The organism is Oscillospiraceae bacterium, from assembly GCA_034925865.1.
GTDB lineage: Bacteria > Bacillota > Clostridia > Oscillospirales > SIG627 > SIG704.
Genome location: JAYFRN010000008.1, coordinates 32,008 through 46,717 on the forward strand (window position 1 = coordinate 32,008; position 14,710 = coordinate 46,717).

At 40.7% G+C, this 14,710-nt stretch carries 8 protein-coding genes; 5 read left to right on the forward strand and 3 right to left on the reverse strand.

All coding sequences use genetic code 11. The features are described 5' to 3' along the window. Window position 1: 1 nt before the first annotated feature. Genes VB118_04820 through VB118_04835 form a run of 4 tightly spaced genes read left to right on the forward strand, consistent with a single transcriptional unit; the run spans window position 2 to window position 9,484 of the window. Window positions 2-7,291 (forward strand): hypothetical protein, encoded by a 7,290-nt coding sequence (locus VB118_04820; protein ID MEA4831925.1) that lies wholly within the window; start codon window positions 2-4, stop codon window positions 7,289-7,291. A 40-nt stretch (window positions 7,292-7,331) separates the two neighbouring features. Then, window positions 7,332-8,396 (forward strand): hypothetical protein, encoded by a 1,065-nt coding sequence (locus VB118_04825; GenBank protein MEA4831926.1) that lies wholly within the window; start codon window positions 7,332-7,334, stop codon window positions 8,394-8,396. A 42-nt stretch (window positions 8,397-8,438) separates the two neighbouring features. Beyond that, on the forward strand, window positions 8,439-9,128 hold the full coding sequence (locus VB118_04830; protein MEA4831927.1) for an NlpC/P60 family protein: 690 nt from the start codon (window positions 8,439-8,441) through the stop codon (window positions 9,126-9,128). Continuing rightward, complete coding sequence (locus VB118_04835) at window positions 9,125-9,484, forward strand: hypothetical protein (protein MEA4831928.1); 360 nt, start codon at window positions 9,125-9,127, stop codon at window positions 9,482-9,484. Before VB118_04830 ends, VB118_04835 begins: the two co-directional genes overlap by 4 nt. A 126-nt stretch (window positions 9,485-9,610) precedes the next feature. Here the strand turns inward: VB118_04835 and VB118_04840 are convergent, their stop codons facing one another. From VB118_04840 to VB118_04850, 3 genes are all read right to left on the reverse strand, one after another. After that, window positions 9,611-10,729 carry an LPO_1073/Vpar_1526 family protein gene (locus VB118_04840; GenBank protein ID MEA4831929.1) on the reverse strand — a complete coding sequence of 373 codons (1,119 nt, stop codon included), beginning with the start codon at window positions 10,727-10,729 and terminating at the stop codon, window positions 9,611-9,613. Then, window positions 10,719-11,006, reverse strand: a complete 288-nt coding sequence (locus tag VB118_04845; protein ID MEA4831930.1) for a hypothetical protein — start codon at window positions 11,004-11,006, stop codon at window positions 10,719-10,721. The genes VB118_04840 and VB118_04845 overlap by 11 nt, the downstream gene beginning before the upstream one ends. Before the next feature lie 120 nt (window positions 11,007-11,126). Continuing rightward, window positions 11,127-12,866 (reverse strand): AAA family ATPase, encoded by a 1,740-nt coding sequence (locus VB118_04850; protein MEA4831931.1) that lies wholly within the window; start codon window positions 12,864-12,866, stop codon window positions 11,127-11,129. Between the two features lie 818 nt (window positions 12,867-13,684). Between VB118_04850 and VB118_04855 the strand changes: the two genes are divergently transcribed. After that, window positions 13,685-14,683: a serine/threonine-protein kinase gene (locus VB118_04855; GenBank protein MEA4831932.1), complete on the forward strand. Its 999-nt coding sequence runs from the start codon at window positions 13,685-13,687 to the stop codon at window positions 14,681-14,683. Window positions 14,684-14,710: the final 27 nt, after the last annotated feature.

Consider the following 14,710-nt stretch of genomic DNA (forward strand, 5'->3'; position numbering starts at 1 on the left):
TATGACAAATAATGAATTGTCAGAACTGCTCAAAAAAAGAAAAAACACGTTTGCTCAAAAAGCGCAAAATCAAATTTACAATGATGCACTTAAAAAAACTCCAGAGCAAATTTATGCAGATTTTGCAAATATTGATATGTCAAAAAGCAGAATTGAAGAACTGCTTAACAAAAGAAATAATATATATCATATAAAAACGCCGGAGCAACTATATTCAGAAATTGCAGATTATAAAATCGCTGAAAAGGAAGCTTCCAGACAAAAAAATAAAAGTACAGTCAATAAAGGCGAAAGCGATCTTATATACAATGCTGTCAATGCAGTAAGAACAAAAAACAACGTAGATAAGTCCGCTTCATCCGGAAATAACAGCGTTTCAAAATATCTTGACTCCGTAAGCGATTCCGATTCAAGCCTCCCGAGGTTCCAGCGCGGAAGCGATAACAAACTGCATTATATCAGCTCTGAAAATAACCTTTACAAATATATGACGGACAGCGAAGCGGAGGAATATAACAAAGTATACAACGATTACGGTGTATATGCCGCCACTGACTGGGCCCGGCGTAAGCTCCCCGAACTTCGGGAACGCTCCGCAGCCGATATCGCGGAAGCCGGAAGCGGAATGAACACGGCCGAGAAGATTTTTCTTTCGTCTGTGCCTTCAGGATTTTTGAATTCAATAGAGGGAATAAGAAACACTCCCGCTGCGCTCGCGGACACAATGCTTTCAGCACAGAAAGCCGCAAATCCAAATCTAAGAGATATACCCTATATCGATACAAAATCATCTTCAGCGGCGGTAAAAGCTTCACCGGCAATAAGAGAAAGCATTGATAGTAAAGTCGGTAGATTTATATACGACGCGAGCGAAACCATAGCGAATCAGGTTATACCTATAGCGGTCGGTCTTGCGACCGCCGGCGCGGGATCCGCAATATCAGAGGCGGCACAATCGGCAGCGTTCGCTTCTCAGATATACGGAAATGTGTATAACGCAACACTTGAACAGGGCGCCACGCATGGACAGGCGGCAGAATACGCCATTGTAAACACTGCGCTTGAGGTCGGACTTCAAAAAGCTCTCGGCGGTCTGCCCGGTTATGGCAGTATCGCAAGCGGCAAAGCCGCCGAACTTGCGACAAAAAACATAACAAGCGCGACCGCGAAATTCTTTGTCCGTATGGGCTTCAATATGCTCAGTGAAGGAACAGAAGAAGGTCTTCAGGAATTAATCGATCCGCTTGTCAGAAACATTATACTCAACGAAAAAAACGAAATTAAGCTTTCCACACCACAGGCGTGGTATGCTTTCCTCCTCGGAGCGACAAGCGCCGGCATTCTCTCCGCTCACAGCATAGCCTCCGATGTCCGTAACGAAAAAATTCTTACGGAAGTAAATAACCTTACATCGGAAGAAAAAAAGATATATGACGAATCCAAAAAACAGGCTGAAAAAGTATTAAAGGAAAAAGGCAAGCTTACAGAATTATCCGCAGATAACACGGCGGGAACAGAGCTTAACCCGCAAGCCGCGCCGGGCTTTAACGAAAGCACGGAAAGCAAGGAAAACGTATTATCCGCAGAAAACGCGCTTAAATCGCAAAATAACGCGGTTTTAGAGGGGCAGAACAATAACCCCGCGTTCAGAGAAGCACCATCCGCAAACAAGGTATCGGAAACCGAAACTGTAACAGATAAACGCAGATCACAAACGCTATATACGGCAAGTGTCGAAAATGTGGACAGCGAAACCGCAGACGCAGCTGTCCGTATCGGCGAAAGGCTCGGGCGCGAAATTATATTCTATTCAGAAGACGCAAACAATGGCGTAATTAAAAACGGTTATCTTTCCAACGGGAAAATATATATCAACGCAAAAAGCGGCAGAGTTCTTGAAAAAATTGTATCTCACGAACTCACTCATACCCTTGAAGCTTCCGGGAGCTATGTAAAGTTCAGCGATTTTATAATCAAAAAACTTTTGACTGAAAAAGGAAAAACGAGCTTTGACAAGCTCGTTTCCGATACCATAGGTATTTATGCCAAAAGAGGCGTGACTATTGATGAAACCGGAGCAAAGTCCGAAATAGTCGCCGATTATGTCGCCGAACACCTTTTGACGGACGAAACCGCCATAAATGAAGTTGTCGGGCAAAGCAAAAGCGTAGGACAGCGTATATATTCATGGCTCTCCGGGATTATATCCGAAGCAACGGGCAATAAAGAAAAGGCCATGCTTATAAAAGCGAAGCTGCTTTACGCGAAAGCTCTTGCGGAGGTCGACCAGAATAGGACGGAGAACAAAACAGAGCCGCAAAATGGTACCAGTATTATTTCATTCGATATATCTTTGGGCGATAATAATGATATGATTGCATTGTTACGGAAAAAACAAAATGAATTTATTAACTCAAATTACATTTTCGATATAAGCAAAACTGTGTTAAAAGAGGCGAAGACCCAAACGGAATCTATATCAAATTATTTTGATGAGATAGGAAACAGAGCATTTAATCCACGTCTTGGAGTAGTTGAACTTAAGCATGCTGGCGCTAAGACGACTATATTTCATGGTTTCGGGAAAGATAAAATGTTAGCCGTTGGAGCTATAAAAAATGTTATTGAAAATGGTAACATCATTGATTATCAAGATAACTGGAAAAATAGATCATATGATACATATGTAATTGCAGGAAAAGGTAAAATAAATAATGTTGATTCTATTGTAGGAGTTATTGTAAAAGCATATCCTCATCAAAAAATGAATAGTAAATTTTATCTACACGAAATGATAAAGATAGAAACAGAATTACACATCATTGACGGTGCTGTCATTAAAAATGGCGAGACAACCGTGAGTAATTCTGTTTCTGACCCCAATATATCACAAGATACACCGAAAGTCAATAATAGTATACGCGAAAATTCAGAAAATGATACGTCAGTGAATGAAAATGACACGTCATCAGACGCAAATAGTTCATATTCCCCCGCCGCAAAAGAACTTACGGCGGAGGCGGAGAACGGGGAGACAAAGTTTTCATTCAACGGAGTTAATAAAGACGGAATCGAAGTATATGAAACAAATCCTGAAGTAAAAAAAATGAGATACAAAGATAGGAAAAAGTTGTTTATAGAAAGACTTGAGGAAGAATATTGCATACGAACGGCTAAATTCTATCGAAACGGACATTATGAATATGCTTTGTTTTCACCTGATTATGGGAAAATGGTATATGGGGATCAAAACTCTGATAGTAAAGGCAATAATGCAAGAACAAATCTTGGCGCATCGGGAGATATTTTCTTGCTTTTGGAAAATTCAAAATATAATAATTCTTCTAGGGATAAAGATAAGCATGCAGATACGGATCATTGGGATTATTATGTTAAAACAGTGCAAGTGGATGGCGAATTATTTGATGTTATTGCAAATATTAAATATGAATATGCCAAGCAAAAATACATATACACAATACAAATGAATAAAAAAGCAGAAGCTGTGCCAGCTCCGAGTATATTACCCGAGGGCAATAACTCTTACAATGGAGTGAACACAGCTTCTGTTGTTGACCCCAATATACCACAAAATACACCGGAAGTCAAGACTAGTATACGCGAAAATTCAGAAAATGATACGTCTGTGAAAACGGATGAAAAATCTTCTATTTCCGCGGTCGGCACGAAAGCAAATACCCAGGTACGAAATGCCGAATGGTATCGAAAATACAACCAGGCAATGAAAGCCGCCGAAGAATCGGCGGTAAACAAGGTAAACAAAGAATACGCAGATAAAAAAGTAAGCCCGGAATTTTCGCAAGCAGTCGAAACGATTCGATATAAAAACGTAATGGCGGACGCTTTGAACAAACTAAAAGCCGGCGAAATGACCGCCGACGATGTGAACACATTGAAAACAGCCGTCAAAAACAAGGTATCCGCTGATTATCAGGTCAGAGAATATCAGAAATTATTGGAATCCGAAAAAACCTTGTCGAAATCGAGAGCACGCGAAAGCATACTCCGTCAGAAAGTCGCCGACGCTGCCGAAGCGGAAAAGCAATACAAGCTTATTATTTCATGGCTCCAAACAAAAGAGGAACGCGCCGCAAATAAAAGCCTGACCGAATATATCAAAAGCAAGGATAAACAGGAGCGCATGACAAAAGCGCGGGAAAAGATACTTTCGAGAACTTCGAATTTAACAAAATGGCTTTCTGATCCAAAGGAAGCCGGTCAGAAGTATGTCCCGCAGCCGATGCAGAAGCCGCTCGCTGAGCTATTGAATATGTTTGATTTAGGGAAATCGAACGCGGCGTATGGGATAAAACAAGGGCTTGCGAATGTCGTTACCGAATATCTTTCATCAGAAAGAAGTAATTCCGAAAACGGCATAACCTATACATTCGACTATGACATTTTGAACAAGATATCACAATTCAACCAGTTCGAAGAAAATTCCTTCAACAAAATGCCGGTTGAGCAGATAGAGCTGCTCGATGAAATAATCAGCAGCTTATACAGCACAGTCACAAGCGCGAACAAGCTTTTCGCGAATAAAAGATACGCACACGCGAACGACCTGGGACGCGCAAGCTATGAAGAAATAGAAGCAAAGAAAAACCGCCCCGCAATTCTATCCGCGGGCAAAATGGCAAGCTTTATGAGTACCGGCATGATAAAAGCCGGCACATGGTTCAGATCGACAGGGAAAGTCGGGGAATCAATATATAATTCTCTGCTTGATGGCTTTGAACGCAAGACATATCATATCAGGGATTCACAGCAATTTGTCAGTGACCTGTTCAAAGAGATTGACATAAAGCAAAGCGACCTTGATCAGATCACCGGTACAAAGGCGTTGAAAAGTACATATAAGCTCGAGGGTGGCGGCGAAATAACCTTAAACAAGTCTCAGATTATGGATTTGTATCTTCTTTCAAGACGGAAACAGGCGCTACAGCATATCCTCGAGGGCGGCGTAAAAGTAGAAACAGAGGGCGGAGGCATAATAAACGATTTTGTCCGCCGTAAAATTGAAAGTCAGAAAGCGTCAATATTGACAGAGGGCGACATAAATAAAATAACCGACACTCTGAGCGCAAAGGAGAAAAAGCTCGCGGAAAAGCTTCAGCAGTACGCGGCGAAGGTCGTCGGCGGCTGGGGAAACGAAACAAGCATGCAGCTCTTCGGATATGAGAAGTACAAGGACGCCAATTACTGGACCATACGCACGTTAAAAGAATATATCGCTATAAACGAAGCGAATAAACTCGACGATAAAGCGAAGCTTTCCGCAAAACACCCAGGCTTTTCAAAGGAGCTTGTCCCGGACGCGAGTAATCCTATTATGCTCGGCGATGTCTTCTCTGTATTCTCAACACATGTCGCGGACGTCGCCGCATATAACGCATATGCCGCGGCGGTCGAGGACAGCAACCGGTGGATAAATTATAATTTTAAAAAAGACTATGAGTTGCGCGGGAATGTCCCCGAAAAAGGCGCGGGAACGCTAAGAAGCGCAATGACAGAAACCTTCGGAAAAGATTTTGTCAATTATTACACGAGGTTCATAGTCGATCTGAACGGCAAGCAGACGAATGATCCTTCGTTCATTGACAGCTCTCTCGGAAAATACAAAGCCGCCATGATAGGAGCGAATATATCCGTTATCGTTCAGCAGCCGACGGCATATTTCCGCGCCGGAGCGATACTCGACGCGCAGGACCTCATAAAAGGCGTGGCGCGGCTCGCTCCGGCGATACGCAAGGCAAAGGAATACAGCTCTCTCGCGCTTTGGAAAAGCTATGGATATTACGAAACCGGAATAGGGCAAAGCATAAAAAAGATCATAACCGGTCAGCAAAACTTATCCGAAAAAATAAAAGATACGTTGATGCAGCCGGCGGCGCGTGCTGATGAAATAACGTGGGGCTATTTATGGAACGCGTGCGAGGAAAATGTAAAGCGAAAACATCCGGAATTGAAATATAACTCGGAAGAATTTAATTCGAAGGTGAAAGGCTTATTCGATGAGGTTATTGACAAAACGCAGGTCATTGATACCGTTTTCCACCGCAGTCAGTTAATGCGCAGCAATGAAACCTTTAATAAAATAACCACTTCATTTATGAGCGAACCTACGACGACATATAACGTCATATATGAAGCAATGGACACATTCGCGAATAAAAGCAGCAAGGCGAACGCAAAAAAGCTTGTCAAGGCAATAACGGCAAGCTATATCGCAATTCTCGCGGCAAACGCCATGAAAAGCCTTGTTGGTGCTTTACGAGACGACGATGACGAAAAGGATTTCGGAGCTAAGTTTGAAAACAAAATGGAACAGAACCTTTTTGGATGGTCGGGAGATCTGAACCCGCTTTCATGGCTGCCGCGCTTCCGCGACGTTATGTCTATGCTCGAAGGGTATACCGTAGACCGTATGGATATGGCAGGCGCTCAGGCATTGGTAGAGGCAGGAGAAGCTGCGATTTCTTTAGCGGCGGGAGACACAAAAGCAAGCGATTATGACGTCACTCTGAAAATATCAAAAGGGATCAGCGCCGTATCCGGGTATCCGATATCAACAATTATGCGTGATATGGACGCGACATACCGGGCATTCAGCGGTAAAAACTTCGGAAATACGTTTTTAATAAAACGCAAGTACATTGATACGGCGGAGGATATCCTTTCCGGAGAAGAAACGGCGTATCAAAAAGGACTTTCCGAAGCTATAAAAAAAGACAAAGAAGCGGAATATGTGTCAAGCATAAAAACGGCGCTCGCGTTTTCGGACGATGCGCGTATAAAGGAAGCAGCGGAAGCAAAACGCACCGACGACGATATCACATATGATAAAAATATTCAGCTGCTTGTAAAGGACGGAATCCCGGAGGACGTCGCGAAAAGCGCGGTGACGAAATATTTTAACGCAACATATGTTCCGGCATACAGCTATAATGATCTTGCTCAGCTTGTTACTTTCGGAGCGGAGGCGGGAGATTCAAATGAATCAAGCAAAATGTATTCCGCTCAAAAAACGGTAATAGAAGAGCTTGTATCAAAAGGACGGACAAAAGCCGCCATACGTTCACAGCTTACGGAACAGCTGAGACCGTTATATCTCAAGATTTTCGAGAATTATATAAAAACAGAGGGCGAAAGCGAACAAAAGCAGTTAGTAAACCTCATGAAAGAAATGATTCGATTAAATCTCGGATATGACTGGCAAACCTTTGAAACATGGCGAAATGAATATCTGAAAAAGAGGGCGGCGGAATAGCTGCTCTCTTTTATATCAAAAATTAAAAGGAGATTAAACTATGGCATTTTCAAGACCGCAAAACAACCTTTCAACATTCCGAAGCATGCCGGATGTCATATCAGGCAGCGCGTCGACACTGAAAGCGTTGCTTGACGACCTCCACAACGCGAACGCAAACGAACTAATAACCCTAATCTGCGAACTGGAAGCCGCAACCGGCGCCGGGAAAATAGGCGCGAGCGTACAGGGTATTGACGGAAACAACATTCAAGCGTTACTCGCGTCACTGAATATAAAAATCGACGAAATAACGCAAGGATTAATTGTCGGTGCGATCCCCGACGGTTCTTTAAGCGAATCAATGCTCGCTGCCGCTCTCGCGGACAAAATAAACTCGGCTATAGCGGTATCAAACGCTTATTTAATATTTAAAACAGCAGGTAGCGCGAGCTTTACCGTCCCCAGAACGGGATATTACAAAGTACGCCTCCAGGGAGCGGGAGGCGGCGGAACGCTCAACACTTCATATTTTGTAAGCAACGCTACATACGAATGCGCCGGAGGCCCTTCCGGAGCATACTGCGAAGCTATTTTACATCTCATCAAAGACGATATAATTCCTCTTTCGATAGGCGAAGGAGGTGAAGGAGCCGGAAACAGCTTTTTCACGCTTGACGGCACGACGTCAGTAAGCAATTTTAACACGATTTACAAGAACACAACGCTTCATAACTCACCCGGCGGTGCGACGACATTCGGCTCCGGTGAGAACATTATAACCGCTCCCGGCGGATCAAGACTAACCTCTTCGCCAATGCCTTCAGCCGCGGGCCTTTATTCTTCAGCGCTGATGCTTGTAAAAGCCGGCATGATATGCGCAGACAATTCTTATGTCAGCGGAATCGAAAATGGTTATTCATATGCCGGACAGGCATTATACAGAGGCGCGGAAAGCTTTTCGGGCAATGGCGCGGACATATCCGGCACGTCAATTATTTCTCCTGGTTTCGGCGGCGGCGGTCTCGGCGGACGGTGGTATTTCGACGGCTCGACAACGATGACATTCAGAAGACAATCGGGAAAAGGCGGAAACGGACTTATCGTGATTGAATATGTTCAATAAAAATCGTCACAAAATTTATAAATAAAACGGAGGTTAAAATTCATGTCAAAAACAGCAAAGGGGCTTGTCGAGTATGCGAAAGCGCAGCTCGGCCGCCCGTATTGGTACGGCTCTTTCGGACAGCTCGCAAACGCGCGAGATCTCGATTGGTACGCAAGAACATATCCTGTTTATTGGACCGATTCCCGCGTCGTCCTGGCAAAGGAAAAACATATCGGGCAAAAGGTTCACGACTGCGTCGGACTGATAAAAGGCTATCTGTGGAGCTCAGACCCAAACAGTCCGGCGAAATACCGCGAAGATCAAGACGTTTCCGCGAATGGCATGCGCTTGAAATGCGTGGAAAGAGGCGATATCAACACAATTCCTGAAACGCCCGGTACGCTTGTTTTTATGTCCGGCCACGTCGGGATTTACATAGGGAATGGCGAGGTTATCGAAGCGCGCGGCTTTCAGTACGGCGTCGTAAAGACAAAGCTCTATGATCGTCCCTGGAAGTGGTGGGGTAAATGCCCGTGGATTGATTACAGCGTCTTATCGGCGGCGAATCAGGCTCAGATTAAAGCCGGCGACCGCATAACGATCCTCCCCGGCGCGAAGTACATTAACGGAAAGAGCGTTCCGGAGCGCTTCATCGGCAAAGCGTTCAATGTTCTTTCAATCTCAAACGGCAACGCGCTGATCCTTCAGCTCTTCAGTCGGATCGCTTATGAGTACATAAAAAAGCAATGAAAACGCCTAAGCTGCTCCCCGAATCAATGCAGAATCTGACGGAGTTTTCAAAATGGTTCGTCGTTACGGCCGTCCGCGTATGGATATGCGGCGGGCTATACGGCGGGATTGTGTTATTGATTCAAATATACCTGGCAACATACAGCATCGATCTCACCGGCTATTTGATGTATCTCGCCGTTCCGCTCACCGCCGGAGCTGTCGGGTATTTCTGTAAGGCGGCATTCGAGAACCGGGAGAAAATAAAGAATTCCCGCTTTGAGCAGCAGAACGAGCCGTATCTCAAAGGTTACGCGGAATTTATGGAAAAGGAGGACGAAGAAGCAGAAGGACAAAGCAATGAATTACACGTTTGAATTTACAATAAATGATCATTAAGCAAGAGTTTAAACAAAAACTCGGGTAAGCAAAAAGCTTACCCGAGTTTTTTGTTAAAAGGGAATGTTTATAATAAACATAATGGGAAATATAATTTCAGTCCTTTAGTCAAGTGCAGGAAGTGTCGGATCGCATCTTTGAGCATTTGCGTGGGCCAGTACTTTGCCCACGGGGGTAATTGTATAAAGTACAGGAATGGCATCCCACCAATTTCTCAACTGCTTTAAATTCTCATGTTCATCCCATTTTTCCATAAATTTTGATATATTTTGAGATTTGAGTTCCGAGTTACTATTATACAATGTGTATATTTTCTTAATCGCTTCTTTTTGGCTATCAGTAACTTCTATCATAGTTTTCAGCATCGTCTCTCGTCCATTTGAATCTATCTTCAGCAGACGGTAAAAAGAGAGTAAATCCAATCTATTGATATTTATTATTTGCAAACGCACAAATCCTGGAATCAACTCATGGTCACATAAAATATCATTTGGTAAATTGGCATTTTTGATTATTTCTGTTGCCTTTTGATAATTTTCTGACTGCTTATCAATGCCGACATCAACAAAGCCTGATAATATCTTGGTATAATATTGATCTAGTTTCTTTAAACTGCCTAATGATTCTATCCTTATAGCATCAAGAACATCAAGGTGTTCAATCCACTCTCTTCCTTTTGGTAAAGGTGCATATATAATTTTGCCAAAAAGAGAATTAAGTTTATTCAATGCATCATCTAGATATCCATTAGTTGGTATCCACCGGGAAACAGAGTAGGAAACTGTAATTCCTAACAAAGCTTCATCTGTAATCTCATCTACTATTTTCACAGCGCGATTTACGCCAGCTCGAATATTGCGATTAAGGCCATTTTTTGCTCTATGAATTAGTAACTCCGATAATAATTCATAATCGGCTGTGCGTTCAGTTGAAGCTGCCGATTTCTGTGCTTCTGAAAGAAGTATTTGTATGCTTGGATCTTTAAGCTCCACTAAAAGATTATTCTTCACTAAACGTGGGATAAGTTCGTTAGAAAAATGCTCAATTCTTTCTTTTGCGACTGCATACGCATCTTCCGTATATACAGACATTACATCGTGTAGTTTTTCATCAACTATTTCGCGAGCGCGCTTTTCATCAATTCCGCTATTAATAATAACCATACCTGCTTGAATTTGTTTAGAGTTGTCTCCTGCTTCTTGCCTCTGTTTTTCAAGCATCATCTTGACCTCCTATTTGTATTTGATTCGACTTGTCTCCAGCAGTTTGTTTCTGAGTAAAGGAAGCCATTACATCTTCGGATTTTGTATTATGTTTTTTTTGACAGAAATTACCCTTTTGGTATTGTTCTGATTTAGCGCCGGCTTCTTGTTCTTGAACAAATTTTCTTTTATGCTTGCCAATGCGAAAACCAACTATTCCTCCAAGTATTGTGCCAATTGCTAAGCCTATTAATTCAGTTCCCAATCCATCAAAGAACCACTTAAACCATTCAAGCATTTATGTTTCTCCTTTCCATTATAGGTTAATTTTTAAATCTCCCTTTATTGCTAAACAAGCCTGTCCGCCGATTAAACAAAATGAGAAGCTCATCTTAGTTTAATGAATTTAAAACTTAATTTATTTGAGTTCTTCAATATTGCTCCATCTTACACAATTTTCTGGTGGTTCTTTTGAATTGTCTAGTAGTGCGTCGAATAAATCCTTCACTTGTTGTTTAAAAACTTCATCAGCTTTCATTTGGCTTAAAGCATAATAAGGTTTATCTTTACTAATCTTTTGCTTTAATAACGCGTCCTCAAAATTTTGTTTACATGCAATAAGGAGTGTTTGACTCGAATTTGAGCTTTTACCTATTTCAGATAATATATTCATATTTACTGTCCATGCAGGATTGGCATTTCCATTTTCAGATTTCTCTGTATCGGCATCATGTAAAACGCCATAATTAGCAGTAAACTGATTTAATATTTTCACAATTGATGGTATAACCCCTTTTCCTCTCGCTCTAATGATGTGAACATCCTCATATTCATTTGGATAATATAATTTCAGTTGTGAAAATGCTGTATATTCTGTATCTCCTTCTACAACAACAATTCTACCGCCAAAAAAGAACTCATGTACATATGGATCGCACACATTTAATAATTTCAAATTTTCCTTATCGTCTTCACTTAACTGTGCTTTTTCAGGCCTGAAAAGAATTGTACTGTTTACTTCATCACATATGCTTCTATCGACCCGTATTATTGTTGTGTTATCACGAGAAAGATCTATAAAAATTGGTGAATGTGTTGTGACCATAACTTGCCAGTTGCCGGTTTTGGGTAGCTCATAAAGAACTTTCCTCGCATCTCTTATTGCGGTTGGGTGCAAACACATCTCTGGCTCGTCAATAAGCAAAACATGTGGTCGTTCCGATGTCTTATCTCCATTTTCAGAGATATATTTCAATGCAGTCCATAGAAGAGTTCGCCTTGCGCCGCTTCCTTGCCCTTCTATCTTCGATAAAAAGCCATCTGCTGGCCCCATATACAACCCTGGGGCTTCCTTAAATGGTGAGTATGTTTTATCAAGATTACTTTCTGGTTTTGCATCAAGCTTTATTACATAATTCTTGAAAACTTCGTTAAGATATTTATTAATGCTCTCTTCGATAGACTGAACTTGACCTTCAATCGAATTAGTGATACAATTCTGAAAAGTAGCTATCTGGCTGAGCAAAACTTCATAATCCGTTTTTCCGGAAGTGTTTTCAAGACTAGTTACTTTTTTAAGATTATCTACGATAATGTTAGATAATAATCCGGTTATCTTACTCGCCTGAGCTTCAGGTGATGAAAATGCATCAATCCTATGCGGTTTTGGTCTATATGCATTTGCCACGTTAGGTGCTCCCCAGGGCACCTTTTCTGACCAATCATTAGCAATTACATCGAATCCTTGCCGTTTTGGCTCTGCGTTTGGATTGTCCCATGTCCACTTTTCCCTGATTAATAGTTCTCCATTACCCAAATCTTTTATCCACTGCTCACCAGGCTTGTTTTCGGAAATAATTGTATGGACTTCAATTTCAGGTAATCTACCAACTTCAACTTTGCTGTTAGGGAAATCATCAATGGTCAAATAACCGTCCTTAGAACCCGTATTCATAGCAATTTCATAGGCACGTAAGATCGAACTTTTCCCGGTATTATTTGCGCCAACCAAAACCACTATATCATTTAAATATATCTCAAGAGGATTATTACCAATTGTTCTAAAATTTTTGATGACAAGTTTATTTAGTCTTGGACGCGGCTTAGTTTTATCCTCTGAAATCAAAGAAATAAATTCCTCTTTAGGTGCTTTTGCCATTTTAATCTCCTTTCGATTATACATTATTTCGTCAAATTATCGCTATGATATGCTGGTTGTACAAACTGCTAATTGTTGCTATAAAGTAATTATTAAATACTTTTTTCACTTATAGCTTTTTGTTATATATTTTAAACACCATTATATACCAATAATGTAAAAAATCAACATATTTCGACGTTATTTTTAATATTTTATATAAATAGCAAGGTAAATGTATATATAGGCCGGAAAATAGCAGGATAGTCTTTCGACTAAAATTTTATTCTCCATATGTCCTGGAATGTTATGCTCTGAGGCTTTTCTTTTTACTATTTATGACTACAATACAACATTTTTACTACATAGTCCTACCAAACTTACTACCGATAAAAATGTATCACTTTTGCGAAGCGGGATTATAGTCAGCCCTATAATATCGCTCTATTTTTATGCTCTCCGCCCCCGAAAAATCCCCGAAAAATTTAAACAGGAAAAAACAGGAATGAAAAATAGCGGTCAATATACCGCATAAAACACTATATATAGTGTATAATTAGACAAATACACATGATAAAAGAGGGTAATGTATGAGGAATTTTGTTCCCGTCGCCTCCACCATGATGCACCTATCCGAACAAGGTATCACAATCATCGTGACACCTATTGTGTTCGTATTAACGGCGCCGTTGTCGGTTAACGAATAAACCGAAAAGCAAAAAATCCCGTCTTACGATTTATACGATCGCAAGACGGGGTTTATTTTATATATTGTTTTTTGGGATAAAGTGTTATATAATGTTAAATATCTGATTTATAACTACATAAAGAGGTAAGTCATGCTAAAAAAGGGTATAATTGTCGAAACGACTTTTGACGAATATGAAATTGAATCACAAATTAACCAAGGCGGTAGTGGCACCGTTTTCCGCGTTTATAATTCAGCAAAGCAAGTTTATGCTCTTAAAGCTATTGACCGAAATCTAACAACCAAAGATAAACTCAAAAGATTTAAGAATGAACTTGCTTTTTGCCAAAATAATAATCATAATAACATCATACATATTCTTGACCACGGAGTTTACCATAAAAATGATGAAAACATTATTTTTTATGTAATGCCATTATACCCAATGACATTAAGGGATAGAATGAATTCTCGTATTCCAGCAGATGAAGTATTACCAATGTTTTATCAATTACTTGATGCTATTAAATATGCTCATCAAAAAAATATATGGCATCGCGATATAAAACCTGAAAATGTCCTTATTGATGACAATGGCACTGTTGTGCTTGCGGACTTTGGTATCGCTCATTTTTGTTCAGAGGAGCTTGTGACAGCGGTTGAAACAAAAAAGTGTGATCGTCTTGCAAATTTCCAATATGCAGCACCGGAACAACGTGCTAGGGATTCCATAGTTGATGGAAGTGCTGATATATTTGCTACGGGTTTAATACTTAATGAAATGTTTACAGGAAAGGTAATAGCAGGAGCCAATTATTTGACAATAAAATCTGTAAACTCAAAATATAGCTTTCTTGATAAAGTTGTTGATTCAATGATTTGCCAAAACCCAATAGATCGCCTATCTTCCGAAGAAATTGCATTTCAAATTGCATCTGAGCAAATAAATGATCAAGAAAACCAAAAACTTACATCCCTTATTATAAAAAAGCCTGATAATGATGATAAGTTTTTTGAAACCACAGATAGCATTAAAACTGTAAAAAAAATAGATGAAAAGGATTTAAATAATAAACTTGCTATTGTTGAGATTTATGAAGAACTATTAAAAGTCAAATCCCAAATTAAAAAAAATCAAACACAAAACTAAATGCGTAAGGAACTAAACTCAATACTA

Coding starts and splice junctions, on each gene's coding strand:
- VB118_04820 (MEA4831925.1), top strand. CDS start 2: ATGACAAATAATGAATTGTCAGAACTGCTCAAAAAAAGAAAAAACACG.
- VB118_04825 (MEA4831926.1), top strand. CDS start 7,332: ATGGCATTTTCAAGACCGCAAAACAACCTTTCAACATTCCGAAGCATG.
- VB118_04830 (MEA4831927.1), top strand. CDS start 8,439: ATGTCAAAAACAGCAAAGGGGCTTGTCGAGTATGCGAAAGCGCAGCTC.
- VB118_04835 (MEA4831928.1), top strand. CDS start 9,125: ATGAAAACGCCTAAGCTGCTCCCCGAATCAATGCAGAATCTGACGGAG.
- VB118_04840 (MEA4831929.1), bottom strand. CDS start 10,729: ATGATGCTTGAAAAACAGAGGCAAGAAGCAGGAGACAACTCTAAACAA.
- VB118_04845 (MEA4831930.1), bottom strand. CDS start 11,006: ATGCTTGAATGGTTTAAGTGGTTCTTTGATGGATTGGGAACTGAATTA.
- VB118_04850 (MEA4831931.1), bottom strand. CDS start 12,866: ATGGCAAAAGCACCTAAAGAGGAATTTATTTCTTTGATTTCAGAGGAT.
- VB118_04855 (MEA4831932.1), top strand. CDS start 13,685: ATGCTAAAAAAGGGTATAATTGTCGAAACGACTTTTGACGAATATGAA.